This is a genomic window from Undibacterium cyanobacteriorum (assembly GCF_031326225.1).
In the GTDB taxonomy this organism is placed as follows: Bacteria; Pseudomonadota; Gammaproteobacteria; order Burkholderiales; family Burkholderiaceae_D; genus Undibacterium; species Undibacterium cyanobacteriorum.
The window spans coordinates 640,533-655,272 of sequence record NZ_CP133720.1; the positions used below are offsets into that span (position 1 = coordinate 640,533).

A 14,740-nucleotide genomic window follows, 5' to 3' on the forward strand; every position below is an offset into this window, starting at 1 on the left:
AGACTGTACCAACTACTTCACGCTTGGTGTTACGCTACCAGAACTCGATTGCAGAGCATCGCCTGTACCGGTGGTCCAACGGAGGCCGATTTCAAATTTTTGCGGTTCGGAAAAGGCGCCGATGAAGCGATCCGCATCGGTGGCGCGCACGCGAATATAGTAAAAACCCGATTCTGGACGTGGCATCAATGCTTTGGCTTGGTTGACCTCTTGATTGAAGAGGATCTTTTTGAATTCTACATCGCTGGCCACTTGCACGAGGAAGCGCTGACCAGATTCGGACGGCCACGTAAATTCAAGCGTATTGCTTCCTTTGTCAACGAAAGGATGTACAGTTTGCCCTGCTAAGACGCGAAAACTCTGCGGGCCCGAATATGGTCCTTGATCGACTTGTTTGCCACTCGGCGATTCATTCTCCATCACTGTCGCCACGCGCCAGTAATAGTCGCCAAGGCTGATTGCATCGGTCTTCCAATTGTTCGTCGCAATCTGGTCCTGATCTAACACCAATTGTTGGAATGCAGCATCCTTGGCGACTTGCAGATGATAGCTGCGTGCATTGGGAATTGAGGTCCATTTAAATTCGACAGTCTTAATGCGAATCTTATGCTTGGGCGCTAATGGAAATGGTGGGGCAGGCGTTGCTTTTACCTTGAAAGGAAAGATGCTTGGCATTCCTTCTAAGCGATGGGTATCGATGGCGGTCACGCGCAAAAAGTATTGTCCATCAGCGATTTCTGGGAATTGAAACTGCTGATTCTGTGCCATGCTTTCGGCGACCACGTCGAGTGCTTGTGCGTCGCGCGTAATTTGTGCGCGGTAGTCGACGCCATTCTCGACAGCCTCTACCTTGAACTCTGGACGCACTTGCGCTTGCAATTGGTAACCGTCAACGAGTCTCGGGGGCGCCAGCAATTTGATTGGCTGCCCTACACCAGAGGAAGAGACGATATTACCCTGTCCAGCTGGTAGTACTAAGGCGTTTGGTTTTTCGACTTGACCCACTGCGACGCCACCTTCGAGGACTTCGTTGGCGATACCGGTCTCATTGACTCCAACGCGGAAGTGGGTCCCTCGCACTCCAGCGATCGCCAGTTTAGAACGGACTTCGAAACGTCCTTTGTTTGCTTCGAGTTTGCTGACCTGCGATTCGACGCGACCATCGAGTAGTTTGATTTCGGTACGAGGACTTTTCGTGAATTTGGTGACGCGAATTTTCGCCAGCAAAGCTTGGCTGTTGGAAGGAATCGATACGCGTGATTCATCGACGAGTGCGAGTGTCACAAAGCCATTTTTGCCGGTATTGATTTGCGATCCCTCCGCCAAAATGCTGCCCACCGCAAGCACCTCTTCTTTGCCGTTCTTAGCGATTACACTGACGGTGCCGGCGAGAGCTGCGACACGTGCTGGCGCTGGTTCTTCGGTGAGTAATTCGGCAGGAATAATCACCGCAGATCCAATCGGGATAGCGCGTTCGTTACTGATGTTATTGCGTTTGCCTATCGCTTCCCAGTGGGCCGTTTTGTCAGTGAATTGTTTGGCGAGCGACATCAAGGTGTCCCGCTCTTGGGCGTAATACACCAAATCGCCTGCGACAATTTCAGTGCTGCCTGGCTTTCCTTTGGACTTGACAGTTTGCGCGTGGCTGAAAGAGTTAAAGGCGCCAAGTCCGAGGCATAAGATGATGCAGAGGCTGATGAGATTCAGCTTATGGAAAATCGCTAGGAAACGAAACGAGTGTGGCCCTGTGTGTTTCAAACCAGGGCTGGTCGGTGTCAATGGGTACATAAAATCTCCACTCGGCGCGCACACCTGGAGAGATTGCGCCTGTGTTTGTGAACGACAAGTCGATGTCAAAAATTAGTCTTTACCGATCTGCTCTAAACGGTAGCCGTAAGAATAAACGGGAGCGAGGCGGTATCCGTTTTCAGGACGCAGGTCGAGTTTGCTGCGCACTCGGGAAATGTGCGTATCCATCGTACGTGAAGGTACTTCGATATCGCGCGACCAGACTGCTTCGAGAATATACGCACGGGAGAGCGGGCGGCTAAGATTTTGGAAAAGCAAAAGTGCGAGGTCGAACTCTTTTTGTGTGAGTTCGATTTCTTCTCCATTGAGTTTGGCGCGACTAGCCCGTACATCGAATTCGTAGGGGCCGAAGTTAACGATTTCACTCGCGGTTTGAGTTGGATAAGCGCGGCGCAGGAGAGCTTGCACTCGCGCCACCAACTCAGCGCGGCGGATAGGCTTGATCATGTAATCATCGGCGCCCGCTGCGAGTCCGGCCACGATATCATCTTCACCGGAACGACTCGTCATGAATAAGACAGGAAGCGTTGCGGACAGTTTTTCACGAACCCACTTCAGAATTTCTGTGCCGTTAAGGTCGGGTACATGCCAATCAAGAATCAAAAGGTCGAAGCTCTCTCGATGCAACTGATGCATCATTGCCTTACCACTCGAAAAAGTATGGCAGACATGACCTGCACTGGTCAGTGTTGCGGCAGTCAGGTCTAGCAAATTTTGGTCGTCATCAAGGATGGCAATTCGCATAAATTCTCAATCGTAAGTGTTGCTAAGATCGTTCTTTTCGTTATTGCGTGTAGCCTTCAAAGAAAGGCCACGCAAGATGCTGAATCACGGCTACATTTTTACTACGTATTTCATGCACCGTTTATGGGTGCTGAGATGCTGCAGAGAAGATGCTGAGGGAGGCAAAAAAATGGTCGACCTCGAAGTTTTTTCTTCTTCAGTTTTCAAAATTTCTGTGTCCCTCGGCATTGGTTCTAAATTCAAGTACGTGAGTCAACGTCTGGCAAAATGACATTCACATCGAGCACTTCAAGGTTACCTTGCTTGTCGAGCGAAACCTTGATGTCATCTGGATTGACTTTCGTGTATTTCGAGATTACAGCAATCAACTCTTGACGCAGCGCAGGAAGGAAATCATTGCCCTCGCGACCGCCATTGCGCTCACTTTCGATGATGATACGCAGACGTTCTTTCGCAGTGCTGGCGCTCTTCGGCTTATTGTTAAATAAAAATGAGAGCAAATCCATCTCACTTACCTCCAAAAATACGTTGCAGCAAACCTGGCTTTTCGTAGTTGATAAAGCGGAGCGGTGGCTCTTCACCTAAGAAACGAGCGACGACATCAGTATAGGCATCCGAAACATCGCTGCCTTTGATGTGGATCGCTGGGTTACCTTGATTGGATGCATGCAAGACTGCTTCTGATTCAGGAATCACGCCAATCAAAGGAATCCGCAAGATTTCTTGAACGTCAGTATAGGACAACATTTCACCGGCTTCGACGCGTTTTGGCGAGTAACGTGTGATCAAGAGATGCTCTTTCACTGGCTCTCCACCTTGCTGAGCACGTTTTGATTTTGCTTGAATGATGCCCAAAATGCGATCGGAGTCACGGACCGATGAAACCTCTGGATTCGTGACGACGATGGCTTCGTCAGCGAAGGTTAAAGCCATCACCGCACCGCGTTCGATACCCGCAGGTGAATCGCAGACGATGTATTCAAAGCCCATTGCGATCAAATCGTCGAGTACTTTTTCGACACCTTCTTCGGTCAATGCATCTTTATCGCGTGTTTGTGAGGCTGGCAAAATGAAGAGATTTTCACAGTGCTTATCTTTGATTAAGGCTTGGTTCAGGGTCGCTTCACCACTGATGACATTTACCAAATCATAGACCACGCGGCGTTCACAACCCATGATCAAGTCGAGATTGCGCAAACCGACGTCGAAATCGAGCACTGCTGTTTTGTGGCCACGTAAGGCCAAGCCAGTCGCGAAACTTGCACTAGAGGTCGTTTTGCCGACGCCACCTTTACCAGATGTCACAACGATGATTCTTGCCACAGAGTACTCCTTTAAAAAATCTTGAGGCGTTTCAAAGTGCGCGCTCAAGAGCATTATTTACACATAATTTGTTATTGAGTTTGAGTGTTGAACTGCTCAAATGCTCAAATTGTCGATGTTTTTCGAAGCCTTTAGGAGTTCGTTTTCATCGACGTCATTTCAATACTATCTCCAACCAGCTTGATTTGAACGGGCTGATTGGCTTTGAATTCTGGAAAGCCATTATCGAAGGTTCGATAAATTCCGGCGATCGAGACCAGTTCTGCTTCCATCGCTGCCGCGAAGATACGCGCTTCAGTGTTACCACGTGCACCAGCCAAAGCACGCCCACGCAGCGGTGCGTAGATGTGAATGCTGCCATCCGCGATGACTTCTGCACCATTGTTCACTGAAGCTGTAACGATCAAATCGCAACCCCGCGCATATACGCGTTGTCCGGCACGCACCGGAGTATCGATAATCATCGCAGGGATGTGAGTTGGCATTGCGGCGACGGGTTCAGCCACAACCGCTGCGGGCGCTGGTGCAACCGCGGGTGCAACGGGTGCAGGTGGTGCTGCAGGCGCTTCGTGAGGAACTTCTGGACGTGCCTTGCTGACGACGTCGATCGTCAAACCATGCGCACGAATCGCTGCATGCTCATCTTCACGCGCATTGCGAACAGCGACCACGTTTAAACCAAAAGAACGGAACAAAGACAGAAGCGCTGGCCAATCCATGGTTTCGGCTTGCACCGCCTCTAAATCGAGGATAGCGAATTCGTCGTCAAAGAAATCTGGCGCGCCTCCAGTCATGTCCTTGAGAGCTTGCTCGAGCTTTGTAAGAGCGCATTCATTAAGACTTACAGCGACTGCCACGACCGTGGATATTTTTATTTCTATTGGTTTGCGTGTCAGACTATTTTGCATAAAAAGCGATTCAGTAACAGGATCATCGAGGATCAATTGGGGTAAAAAAGTATTTTCTTCATCAGCATCGAGACGCAAGAAGTGCTGTCAAATTTGCTGATTTAGTACAAGCCTACATCGTACCAATTGATGCGACAGTTAGCAAAAGAGGATTGAGTCCAAACGCGGATTTTCGCGGTTTTTCAGGATAAACGGCGCAAACTGTTGCGATCTATCGCATAGAGTGGGAATCGAGTAAAGCGAAACAGGCGGTGATAAGTCCACTTAATTTCCACGTGGAAAATATTTGTGCGTTAGGAGTACGGTTCTCAGCCCTTCAGCGAAATCGGTTTGTAGTCCAGTTTGACTTCGCTGTCGCTGGCACGACGTCCAGCGGTCTGGCGACGCCCCTGCGTTTTGCGCGTGTTCAAAAACGTCGCTTGCTGTTTTTCGCGACGGTCGTTACCACGACGATCGGGTGTCTTGCGTCGTTCTACGAAGCTATCCGCGCTCGCAGCGTTGTTGGTGGCGCTCGTCACCTTCGATTGTTGGATGCCATTTGCCGTACGCGAGCCGAGTGCTCCCGTATTGGGCTGCTGGTAATCAAAGATGCGAAAAATTTGTAATGGACTCATGGCCTTGCAAAGTAAAATCTGACCAAGCGATTACGACAGGATTGTCCTTAACTTTATGCTTCTTTGCGGCAACTTCGCTAAATTCTTCTTAAAATCCTTTAAAACTTTTTCATGGGAAATGAATCCGATGCTACACGGAAATATTTTGATGTGGACGGCTGGGGCGGCAATCTCCTGTTGAGAAATTACTTAGAAATTTTGTCCCACTTGTTCGTCGGTTGCGCGGCGACCAAAACTTCGACGACGGCCATTGTTCGTTCGCGTATCCAAATATGGATGGCAATTGACTTTGCGACGTTCGGCGATGCGGCGATCAGGCGTCTTACGTCGTTCGACGAATACCGGCGGTTTTTCTGGAGTTGCCGCTGCAGTGCTATTTGACGAACTCACGACACTCTGTTTGGCGTGACCAGAGAAGAGAGTGAAGAGTTGAGAGATACGAGGCATTACCATCGTCGTCACCTTTGGGAATACGAGAGCTGTGAAGAAAGATGTTCTGTGTGTTTGCAGAAATCGTGCCAGCTAAGAATTTCCCTAATTCGGCGTAAAAAGTGCTTCACTTGAGCACTTAACATGTAAATTTACAGACAATTTTTCGTGTAACGCAGAGGCGTAATAACAAAAAAGCGAGTAGTTTTAGCTACTCGCTTTTCGTCTATCTTCGATGGGCCAGAAAAACTAGATTTTTTGCCTTGCTTTTTATTTCAGAGGCTCTGGCTATGCTGATCGTGGGCTCTTGGTGATCTGTTTTAGTGATCAGTTTCAACGCCGTGTGCTTGTTGGTCCGCATGGTAACTGGAGCGAACCATCGCGCCGACTGCAGCGTGTTTAAAGCCCATCTCGTAGGCTTCTTCCTCGAACATTTTGAAAACGTCAGGATGGACATAGCGGCGCACTGGGAGGTGATGACCACTCGGTGCAAGATATTGGCCGATGGTCAGCATATCGACATTGTGAGCGCGCATGTCACGCATGACTTGCAAGATTTCCTCATCGGTTTCGCCGAGACCAACCATGATGCCAGATTTGGTCGGCACGTCTGGATGTTGTTCTTTGAAGCGCTTCAACAGATTGAGTGAATATTCGTAGTCAGAGCCAGGGCGTGCTTCTTTGTACAGACGCGGTGCGGTTTCCAAATTATGATTCATGACATCGGGTGGCGCCATATTCAGAATTTCCAAGGCACGATCCATGCGACCACGGAAATCAGGCGTCAAGATTTCAATGCGTGTGCTTGGTGATAATTCACGAATCTTACGAATACATTCGGCAAAGTGCGCTGCGCCACCGTCGCGCAAATCATCACGATCAACTGAAGTAATCACGACATAACTGAGTCGTAGTTCGGCGATGGTTTTCGCCAAGTTCAGCGGTTCGTTTTCGTCAAGAGGATCAGGGCGACCATGACCAACATCGCAGAATGGGCAACGGCGGGTGCACTTGTCACCCATGATCATGAAGGTCGCGGTGCCTTTGCCGAAGCACTCGCCGATATTCGGGCAGGTTGCCTCTTCACAAACCGTCACCAAATTATTCGAACGCAGGATATTTTTAATTTCGTAAAAGCGTGTGGTTGGCGAACCCGCTTTGACGCGAATCCAATCTGGTTTTGGCAAACGTTCAGCAGGTACGATCTTGATTGGAATGCGAGAAGTTTTACTCGCACCTTTTTGTTTCTCTGTTGGATCGTAGTTGCTGTTGTCAGCGGTGTTGGTGATGTCGTTCGTCATGATGGATTACAAATTTGTGCTAGATGTTAGGGATGTCACGCTAAATAATTCACTTAATCGCCGCGCTAAATTTTGCTGTACTTCGGCCAAGCTTGCGGTGACCCCTTGGCTTAACATATCGACGGTTAATAGACCTTGATAACCGCAGGGATTGATCCACGAAAATGGTGCCAGATCCATCGTCACGTTTAATGAGACACCGTGGTAGGTACAGCCATTCGCTCTGACTTTCAGGCCAAGTGCGGCAATTTTCGCACCTTCTTGTGGACCAGCCTCTAAGTAGATCCCAGGGGCGCCTTCGATACGTTTTCCAGCGATATTATACGCCTGTAGGGTGTCAATCACCGCTTGTTCGATCTTGTAGACGAATTCACGGGCGAATAATCGACCTTTGGTATGACGTCGACGTAAGTCAATCAGCAGGTAAATCACGACTTGGCCCGGACCATGATAAGTTACCTCGCCGCCACGATCAGTTTGGATCACTGGAATATCATGCGGCGCCAGTACGTGGGAACGGTCAGCGCCCAAGCCTAAGGTAAATACAGGCGGATGCTCGACGATCCACAGCTCGTCCGCTGTTTCAGCGTCGCGCGCATCAGTAAAGGCGCGCATCGCATCGAAGCTGCTTTGATAGTCTTCTTGACCGCGATAACGAATGAGGATGTCGGATTCCACTGTGTGCTTACTGAAGATTTTTAAACTGAAACTGTGTTGTTCTGGGTGGGCTTGATCGCTCATGCGCGACCAAGCACTGTTTAGCCAAGCCGTTTTACCGTCACCCGTTGAATATAAAACTGACCGTCTATGACCTTGCGAAAAGGAATGCCATCGACGATAAATCCAGGGCCTCCATGTCGAATCCACTGCTGCGCTAGTGCATCAAAATCTTTCACGTCGAGGCCCAACATATTCGACATAATCACAAAGCGTGCCTCGGGTTTTTGCCGCACTACGATCGCCTGTAGTTTTTCCGTGATCTGAGAATTCATAAAGTCTTTAAGCAAAACACGAAGAAGTCATCGTCCGTCATTTTATACCGATGGTAAGGCTCGCCATTGTCCACGATCTTGTACGACTTGAGTCCATCATTCTACGCAAAACTGTTTTGTTTGACGTTGATCTAGATGAAGTCTCGGTTGCTCAATGATTGACTGTTCTATGCACGATCTTTCGCTGAGCCTAAAGCATCAATAGGGAGTGGAGCCGTAGTCTTATAAGACCATTTTTACCATAGGATGAGACGATAAATCGCGATAGAGGTTATCGAGCTGTTCTCTATGAATGGCGCGTATCGTCACCGTCAAAGCCAAGTAATTGCCTTTGCTGGAAGGGCGCATTTCCATTTTTCCTGCATGGAACGTGGGGTCGTGAATCATGACGACCTCTACAATAGTTTGGGCAAAAGCCTCTTGCATGATACCCATTACTTTGATGGGAAAGTCGCAGGGATATTCAATCAGGCTTTCTTCTGGAGAAATTGGACGCATAGTTCTGTTCTTTAAAATCGGGCTTCAATGTGTGCAGCTACTCAGCCCCTAATCGAAGTGTTGACGCCTTTAGTTCAGGCCATTCACCACGGTGCTTACCGTATCAAGAACCTTAGGTAAAGCGCGCATGTTGGGGCTTTATCGCACAACGCAGTATCGAGGAAGATCTGATCGCTGCATCGATTCGGTGATAAAGATAGGGCTGGAAGCGGGGGAAACAAGGCGATAGTTTAGCATTTTGCGCTCGTAAGCGCTTGATTTGATGGAGTTTGCAAGTCCTTGTTTGTGCAAATTGCAATTCAAATTAATACATTTCAAACTTTTCTTGCGAGATCGCTTTGGGGATCGCCGATTGTATGTATAGTTTGTCTAGAAGCCAACTCGTGCGGTGAACTTGTAAGCATGAGGAGTGCCGAAAAAAAAGCTTCGTCAGCGGGTGTCGCTGCGAAGCTTTTTTCTTTGAGTCGGTGTTCAGCGAAGGATGTTTAGCGCTTATCACTTAATGCAGTTTGCGCCAATGAATCACCCAGCGAGGTGCCGAATCCTTATTTAAACAAGAGTCGGATGGAATCCCAAGCGCGGCCGAAAATGCTGGCTTGGTTGACTTGTTCCAAGGCCACAATCGGAAACTCGGCAACCGGTTTGCCATCTAACATCATCTTCATGGTACCGATTTTTGCGTTCTTCTCGATGGGAGCAACTAATGGATCTTTGCGTTCGATCGCTGGTTTCAAACGCGCTGCGCTACCCTTGGGGAGCGTGACATACAAATCTTGTGTGAAGCCGATTTTCACTTTTCCTTGATTGCCTTTCCAAACTTCAGGACTATCGACTGCTTGATCTTTACCATACAGTTTGACAGTGTCGAAGTTCAAGAAGCCCCAGTTCAATAATTTCAAACTTTCTTGGGCACGGACTTGGTCGCTTTCGGTGCCAGTCACGACCGAAATTAAACGGCGTTGCCCTGAACCATTCGGGCGCAGTGCAGAAGCGATCAAGCAATATTTAGCCGACTCAGTGTGGCCTGTTTTCATGCCGTCGACAGTTGGGTCCAACCACAGCAAACGGTTGCGATTTGCTTGTGTGATCTTGTTGTAAGTAAAACTCTTGGTCGAGTAGTAGGTCTTATAAAATTCTGGATGATCAGCAATCAAGCGTGAGGCGAGTATGGCCAAATCACTGGCGGTGGAGAAGTTGTCTGGACTTGGCAAACCATGTGAATTGGCGTAACGAGTTGCTTTCATACCGATGCGCGCAGCTTCGCGATTCATTTGAACGACGAAAGCGTCTTCACTGCCAGCGACTGCTTCCGCTAAAGCAACCGATGCATCGTTACCCGATTGGACGATCAATCCATATAACAAATCATTGATGCTGACCGGTGTGGCTGGGTCAATAAACATTTTAGAACTGCTGGCATCGACTTTCCATGCGCGTGTGGAAACTGTCACTTGTTGCGCTAAATCGAGGCGCTTTTCTTTGAGTGCATTGAAGACCAAATAGGCCGTCATGATTTTTGTCAACGAAGCGGGCTCGATGCGGAGATCTGGATTGTCGGAATCGATCACCTGTCCACTAGTGGCATCGAGTAAGACCCAAGACTTAGCGGCAATGATAGGTTTAGGAAGGCTTTGTGCTTGTGCTGTGAGGCTGCTCAAAGCTAGCGTAGCGGTCGTGAAGGCGACTACGAGACTGGAGAGGAATTTTTTCATCGTGGGTAAAGCTGAGGTTAGAAATAAAAGGTTCGAAAGACGAATGATATTGCGAAATGACTTTGAACGACCATTTCAAAAGTGCGCAAATGGTGGCGCGCTATCAATTCCACAAGTCGCTGATGATTTTTTTAATGTGCGGTAATCGCTTATGGAAAAAGTGATCTGCGCCCGGAATCACGACCACAGGAATATCTTGCGGACGTAGCCATTCAAAAACCGCTTGCAGTGGAATCGTGTCATCCAATTCACCATGAATCAAGATGGTGTCGGCAGGAATGTCCGGCATGGGCCATTTGCCAGCGGCAGCACCAACTAATACTAGTCGTTCGACCGCTATTCCGGCTGCGCTCAGACGTTGGTTGAGGCGCGATTGCACATAGGTACCAAAAGAAAATCCACTGAGTACCAAAGGCAGGTTGGGATATTCTTGACGCATATGTTTGAGCAGCACCTCCATGTCATCCGTCTCGCCAATCCCGGCATCGTGCACACCCTCTGACTGACCGACGCCCCGGAAATTCATCCGCACCGTCACATATCCGAGACTGACAAAGGTACGCGCTAGGGTTTGCGCCACTTTGTTATCCATCGTTCCCCCAAATAAAGGGTGCGGATGCGCCACTAGGGCGAGCCCGCGTGCTTGGGGAAAAAGTTCAGCATCTGGCGAATTGACGGCACATTGCAATTGTCCAACGGGGCCGGGAATTAGGAAATTTTTGGTTTGAACATTCATAGTAAGCTTCAGGCAAGTTCGGTAAGGTCCTAAAGTATTGCTTTGGTTGGCAATCAGACTTTGAGACGCTCCACGATGCCACCACCGAGTAAGTCGACATCGATAATTTCGTCAATATCAGATTGGTCGACAAAGGTGTACCAAGTGCCTTGTGGGTAGACCACCAAGACAGGACCTTGGTCGCAACGGTCAAGACATCCGGCTTTATTGATACGAACTTTACCTTCGCCATTTTGATCGAGCTGTTTAATACGACGCTTGGCATGCTCCTGCGCAGCTTGCGCGCCTCGATCGGCGCAGCAGGGACGACCATCATCGCGTTCGTTCATACAGAAAAATACGTGCTTTTTATAGTAGAGGGAGTCAGACATGGCGATGATTTTCTTGAGATGTATATCAACGTTATTTACGTACAAAAATAGGTACACATGTGGACGATTTCAGAACAGACGAAGAAGCAAGGTAACAACCCAATTATGCTTTGTCTTCCTTCGGCGCTAACGTCAACTCATGCGAAACGCGCTATGATACAACGATTGAAGTGAGCCTGTGGCGCTGCCTAGTCGGGATACTGCATGAAATCATTGATAAAACTATCGATACTGTCTGAGGCTTGATGTGTCGAGACGAATGCTGTTTGAGTGTGTTGATTTTAAGACTTGTTTTGTTGATAAATGTAATACGCTTTAAAATTCGAGCGATGACATTAAACCAAAGATGTAAGGATAAAAAAGGGGGGGTATGGTTAAGCAAAAAAGTAGAGCATGGCAAATTCTGATTGGGGTATGCGTCCTATCGACTCTGCTCGCCTGCAAACGTCATTCCGAACCCGTGAAATTTGCGTCGGAAGCTGAAGCAACGGCCGCATCCGCAGCAAGCAAAGCGGCATCAGCCGAACAAGCGATAGTCAAGATTGCTGAACAATCCCGGCAAGCCATGGAAGATGCGAAGAAGATTGAAGAAGAGCTCAAACAGGCCGCTGAAAAACGCCAGAAAGCCTTAGATGCGCAGGAGAAGGCGATTGAGGAAGCTAAGTGAAACACTCACTGAAAGCGCTAGCTGAAGAATGCACTGCCAGAGGCGAGTTGAAGGGACGCATTGCGATTGCATACGTTGCATTCTAGAGCGCTGCGTTGCAGCCTTTGCCGTGTTTCAATTAAGCGCTGCTTTTCTTCTTCGTGGTTTTCGGTTTCTTGGGCGGAAAGAGATGTGCAGCGGCGCGAATCAGCGCGCCAAGTTGCTGTGGATTGTCGAGTTCATCGCTTAGCAAGAGGTAATTCTTCGCGCCCGGATAAGGCGGAGCCTCAAGCACATGTTCAAGCATGGCACGTAACTGTGGATGCGGCTTCAAATAAAATTGATTGTCACATAAGAAGGCAACTACCACCTCGTTGTGATACAGCGCGTACTCGCCAAACATTTTCTTGAAGCGCATATTCCCCAAGAACGCGGTTTGATCCATGACGAACTCTAGAAAACTAGTATCGGTTGCCATTGCTTTTCTCCTTTACTTGAGGAGGAAGGTGAGCGGCTCTGCAAGGCGCGCCCGCCATTCACGTTCATTGTGATCAGTCCCTGGGAAATAGCGCGTCTGCCAGTCCATACCTGAGCGATATCCTTTGGCGCGCATGATTTCATCGACTGCTTGTTGATGCGAGCCATACAGGGCATCTAAACCTTGATCGCCATGATCGAAGTAAATACGATGCTGGCCCGCTGTGGGTAAATGCTGGGTCAACCAATCGCGATAAGTCTGCGCCACACGGGCTAAGATTTCATGCTGCGGCGGTGTCGTGAGTTCAGGGTTGGTGGCGATGATCCAATGGATCGACAAACACGCGGCGCCACCAAAAGTTTGCGGATAGTTCGCCAGTGCATACAGCGAGATCAAGCCACCCATGCTGGAACCCATGAGGAATCGATGCGACGCGTCTCTTTTGGTTGGAAAGTGTTGATCGATATACGGCACGAGTTCTTCGGCAAGGAAGCGAATGTATGCGTCGGATTGCGGGCTGGTTTTCCCCGCACTTCCGGGGCGTGGTATGCGCGCTTGCAATTCGGGCGGGAGTGTTTCGATCGGCGCCTGCGGACCATATTCACGAGAGCGGTCTTGTTGACCATTCCAAATGGCGATCACGATGCAGTTTTGAATCGCTCCTTTGCGATGGAGTGCAACGATATGTTTGTCAACACCCCAAGCGCCATAGGCAAACGAGTCCGCTGGTTCAAAGAGATTTTGACCATCATGCATATACAGAGTGGCGTGGCTCTGCTTTTCGTCATAGTCCGGTGGCAACCAAATGCGCACTTTGCGTGGCTTTATCGATTGACTGGGAAACGCCTCAATATCGATGAAGCGCCCTCCCGTTTGAGCGTGGACCGAGGTGCTCAACAAGGGCGTGAGCAACGCAAGACTGGCGAGAGTACACCCTTGTTGCAAGAAATGACGTCGAGGGTTCATGAATTTTTCTCCGAAGTCTCAATCGACCCACTGTGATCGCTGGACGCTGTGGTGAAGCCTAACCATACCAAGCCTGCTAGCCCTGCGCAAAATGAGGCCAATAAGATCGCCATCTTCGATGCATTGATGAGCTCAGCTTGTCCATCGAAAGCTAAGTTGGTAATGAAGATCGACATCGTAAACCCAATACCGCCGAGCATGGCGGCACCAATCAAGTGACGCCATTGCAGTTCTGCAGGGAGGCGACAAATTTTTAAGGACACAGCAAGTAGACAGAATAGCGTGATGCCGAGCGGTTTCCCGAGCACCAAACCCGCCATGACGCCGATACTATTGACGCTATTGAGTTGGGCGGCCCAATCGGGCCCAATCACGATCGCCGTGTTGGCTAAGGCGAAGATCGGTAAGATCATGAAAGCAACGGGTTTATGAAGAGAGTGTTCAAGGCGGTGTGACGGTGAGCTGCTGTCTTCGTCTTTTGCTGAATAAGGAATGGCAAAGGCAAGCATCACGCCAGCAATGGTGGCATGCACGCCAGATAGCAACATGCAGACCCACATGGCTGCGCCGCCAATCAGGTAAGGACTCAGAGCCATGATCCGCAAGCGTCGATTCAGATAAATAAGGATCAGCCAAATCGACAATGCGCCGAGCAAGTAGTGCCAATGAAGTTGTTGGGTGTAGAACAGGGCAATGACGATAATGGCGCACAAATCATCGATTACCGCAAAGGCCACCACGAACACTTTTAACGCCGCCGGAATACGCGCACCGAGCAAGGCGAGTGCGCCAAGCGCAAAAGCGATATCGGTTGCCATCGGGATGCCTATCCCAGCTTGGCTGCTCGTCCCGTGATTGAAAGCAAAATGAATTCCGGCCGGGACGATGGTGCCACCGAGGGCGGCCACGATCGGTAACAAAGCATTCTTAAAATTCGACAATTCGCCGCTATACAATTCGCGTTCAAGCTCTAGCCCAATCAGCAGGAAGAAGATCGCCATGAGGCCATCGTTGATCCAAAGTTCAAGACTCAGACCGCCGAGTGAGACATGCCAACTCGCGAGGTATTGCGGTCCTAGGGCTGAATTCGCGATCACTAAAGAAACGGCGGTACAGAAAAGTAAGACGATGCCGGCACTCTTTTCTGATTGAACGAAACGCTCAAAGCTCAATGTGACTGCGCGCGCCAGATGGGTGGGCTTCATGGTGTTTT

18 protein-coding genes are annotated in these 14,740 nt (G+C 49.3%); 1 reads left to right on the forward strand and 17 read right to left on the reverse strand.

The window, feature by feature from the left end; all coding sequences use genetic code 11:
* Positions 1-12: 12 nt before the first annotated feature.
* The 14 genes from RF679_RS02530 to RF679_RS02595 form a co-directional block, all read right to left on the reverse strand.
* Positions 13-1,788, reverse strand: a complete 1,776-nt coding sequence (locus RF679_RS02530) for a FecR family protein (protein ID WP_309482662.1) — start codon at positions 1,786-1,788, stop codon at positions 13-15.
* 72 nt (positions 1,789-1,860) lie between these two features.
* Positions 1,861-2,553, reverse strand: coding sequence for a response regulator transcription factor (locus RF679_RS02535; protein ID WP_309482663.1), 693 nt, complete (start codon positions 2,551-2,553; stop codon positions 1,861-1,863).
* A gap of 239 nt (positions 2,554-2,792) precedes the next feature.
* On the reverse strand, positions 2,793-3,059 hold the full coding sequence (minE, locus tag RF679_RS02540; protein ID WP_309482664.1) for a cell division topological specificity factor MinE: 267 nt from the start codon (positions 3,057-3,059) through the stop codon (positions 2,793-2,795).
* A gap of 1 nt (position 3,060) precedes the next feature.
* Complete coding sequence (minD, locus tag RF679_RS02545; protein ID WP_309482665.1) at positions 3,061-3,876, reverse strand: septum site-determining protein MinD; 816 nt, start codon at positions 3,874-3,876, stop codon at positions 3,061-3,063.
* 131 nt (positions 3,877-4,007) lie between these two features.
* Positions 4,008-4,784: a septum site-determining protein MinC gene (gene minC, locus RF679_RS02550; protein ID WP_309482666.1), complete on the reverse strand. Its 777-nt coding sequence runs from the start codon at positions 4,782-4,784 to the stop codon at positions 4,008-4,010.
* A gap of 308 nt (positions 4,785-5,092) precedes the next feature.
* The gene (locus RF679_RS02555) at positions 5,093-5,398 is read right to left on the reverse strand and encodes a hypothetical protein (protein WP_309482667.1); all 306 of its coding nucleotides are present in this window, start codon (positions 5,396-5,398) and stop codon (positions 5,093-5,095) included.
* A 189-nt stretch (positions 5,399-5,587) separates the two neighbouring features.
* Positions 5,588-5,845 (reverse strand): hypothetical protein, encoded by a 258-nt coding sequence (locus tag RF679_RS02560; RefSeq protein WP_309482668.1) that lies wholly within the window; start codon positions 5,843-5,845, stop codon positions 5,588-5,590.
* 302 nt (positions 5,846-6,147) lie between these two features.
* Positions 6,148-7,128: a lipoyl synthase gene (gene lipA, locus RF679_RS02565; RefSeq protein ID WP_309482669.1), complete on the reverse strand. Its 981-nt coding sequence runs from the start codon at positions 7,126-7,128 to the stop codon at positions 6,148-6,150.
* A 6-nt stretch (positions 7,129-7,134) separates the two neighbouring features.
* Positions 7,135-7,869 carry a lipoyl(octanoyl) transferase LipB gene (gene lipB, locus RF679_RS02570; protein WP_309482670.1) on the reverse strand — a complete coding sequence of 245 codons (735 nt, stop codon included), beginning with the start codon at positions 7,867-7,869 and terminating at the stop codon, positions 7,135-7,137.
* A 17-nt stretch (positions 7,870-7,886) separates the two neighbouring features.
* Positions 7,887-8,120: a hypothetical protein gene (locus RF679_RS02575; RefSeq protein WP_309482671.1), complete on the reverse strand. Its 234-nt coding sequence runs from the start codon at positions 8,118-8,120 to the stop codon at positions 7,887-7,889.
* A 222-nt stretch (positions 8,121-8,342) separates the two neighbouring features.
* A complete protein-coding gene (locus RF679_RS02580) occupies positions 8,343-8,618 on the reverse strand; it encodes an HP0495 family protein (protein WP_309482672.1) in 276 nt (91 codons plus the stop codon).
* Between the two features lie 545 nt (positions 8,619-9,163).
* The gene (locus tag RF679_RS02585; RefSeq protein ID WP_309482673.1) at positions 9,164-10,330 is read right to left on the reverse strand and encodes a D-alanyl-D-alanine carboxypeptidase family protein; all 1,167 of its coding nucleotides are present in this window, start codon (positions 10,328-10,330) and stop codon (positions 9,164-9,166) included.
* A gap of 103 nt (positions 10,331-10,433) precedes the next feature.
* Positions 10,434-11,066 carry an alpha/beta hydrolase gene (locus RF679_RS02590; protein ID WP_309482674.1) on the reverse strand — a complete coding sequence of 211 codons (633 nt, stop codon included), beginning with the start codon at positions 11,064-11,066 and terminating at the stop codon, positions 10,434-10,436.
* Positions 11,067-11,119: 53 nt separating this feature from the next.
* The gene (locus RF679_RS02595) at positions 11,120-11,437 is read right to left on the reverse strand and encodes a (2Fe-2S) ferredoxin domain-containing protein (protein ID WP_309482675.1); all 318 of its coding nucleotides are present in this window, start codon (positions 11,435-11,437) and stop codon (positions 11,120-11,122) included.
* Between the two features lie 370 nt (positions 11,438-11,807).
* Between RF679_RS02595 and RF679_RS02600 the strand changes: the two genes are divergently transcribed.
* Positions 11,808-12,104, forward strand: coding sequence for a hypothetical protein (locus RF679_RS02600; RefSeq protein ID WP_309482676.1), 297 nt, complete (start codon positions 11,808-11,810; stop codon positions 12,102-12,104).
* A 118-nt stretch (positions 12,105-12,222) separates the two neighbouring features.
* On the opposite strand, the gene RF679_RS02605 is transcribed toward RF679_RS02600, so the two are convergent.
* The 3 genes from RF679_RS02605 to nhaA are packed head-to-tail and all read right to left on the reverse strand — an operon-like array spanning position 12,223 to position 14,732.
* Positions 12,223-12,561, reverse strand: a complete 339-nt coding sequence (locus RF679_RS02605) for a TfoX/Sxy family protein (protein WP_309482677.1) — start codon at positions 12,559-12,561, stop codon at positions 12,223-12,225.
* A gap of 12 nt (positions 12,562-12,573) precedes the next feature.
* Entirely contained in the window at positions 12,574-13,527 is a 954-nt protein-coding gene (locus RF679_RS02610; RefSeq protein WP_309482678.1) for an alpha/beta hydrolase, read from the reverse strand.
* Entirely contained in the window at positions 13,524-14,732 is a 1,209-nt protein-coding gene (gene nhaA, locus RF679_RS02615) for a Na+/H+ antiporter NhaA (RefSeq protein ID WP_309482679.1), read from the reverse strand. The genes RF679_RS02610 and nhaA overlap by 4 nt, the downstream gene beginning before the upstream one ends.
* Positions 14,733-14,740 lie beyond the last annotated feature (8 nt).

Excerpts from the sequence above, each read along its gene's own strand:
- lipB (WP_309482670.1), bottom strand. The coding sequence starts at position 7,869 with ATGAGCGATCAAGCCCACCCAGAACAACACAGTTTCAGTTTAAAAATC.
- RF679_RS02580 (WP_309482672.1), bottom strand. The coding sequence starts at position 8,618 with ATGCGTCCAATTTCTCCAGAAGAAAGCCTGATTGAATATCCCTGCGAC.
- minE (WP_309482664.1), bottom strand. The coding sequence starts at position 3,059 with ATGGATTTGCTCTCATTTTTATTTAACAATAAGCCGAAGAGCGCCAGC.
- RF679_RS02590 (WP_309482674.1), bottom strand. The coding sequence starts at position 11,066 with ATGAATGTTCAAACCAAAAATTTCCTAATTCCCGGCCCCGTTGGACAA.
- nhaA (WP_309482679.1), bottom strand. The coding sequence starts at position 14,732 with ATGAAGCCCACCCATCTGGCGCGCGCAGTCACATTGAGCTTTGAGCGT.
- minC (WP_309482666.1), bottom strand. The coding sequence starts at position 4,784 with ATGCAAAATAGTCTGACACGCAAACCAATAGAAATAAAAATATCCACG.
- RF679_RS02605 (WP_309482677.1), bottom strand. The coding sequence starts at position 12,561 with ATGGCAACCGATACTAGTTTTCTAGAGTTCGTCATGGATCAAACCGCG.
- RF679_RS02600 (WP_309482676.1), top strand. The coding sequence starts at position 11,808 with ATGGTTAAGCAAAAAAGTAGAGCATGGCAAATTCTGATTGGGGTATGC.
- RF679_RS02555 (WP_309482667.1), bottom strand. The coding sequence starts at position 5,398 with ATGAGTCCATTACAAATTTTTCGCATCTTTGATTACCAGCAGCCCAAT.
- lipA (WP_309482669.1), bottom strand. The coding sequence starts at position 7,128 with ATGACGAACGACATCACCAACACCGCTGACAACAGCAACTACGATCCA.
- RF679_RS02575 (WP_309482671.1), bottom strand. The coding sequence starts at position 8,120 with ATGAATTCTCAGATCACGGAAAAACTACAGGCGATCGTAGTGCGGCAA.
- RF679_RS02560 (WP_309482668.1), bottom strand. The coding sequence starts at position 5,845 with ATGCCTCGTATCTCTCAACTCTTCACTCTCTTCTCTGGTCACGCCAAA.
- RF679_RS02610 (WP_309482678.1), bottom strand. The coding sequence starts at position 13,527 with ATGAACCCTCGACGTCATTTCTTGCAACAAGGGTGTACTCTCGCCAGT.
- RF679_RS02595 (WP_309482675.1), bottom strand. The coding sequence starts at position 11,437 with ATGTCTGACTCCCTCTACTATAAAAAGCACGTATTTTTCTGTATGAAC.
- RF679_RS02585 (WP_309482673.1), bottom strand. The coding sequence starts at position 10,330 with ATGAAAAAATTCCTCTCCAGTCTCGTAGTCGCCTTCACGACCGCTACG.
- RF679_RS02535 (WP_309482663.1), bottom strand. The coding sequence starts at position 2,553 with ATGCGAATTGCCATCCTTGATGACGACCAAAATTTGCTAGACCTGACT.
- RF679_RS02530 (WP_309482662.1), bottom strand. The coding sequence starts at position 1,788 with ATGTACCCATTGACACCGACCAGCCCTGGTTTGAAACACACAGGGCCA.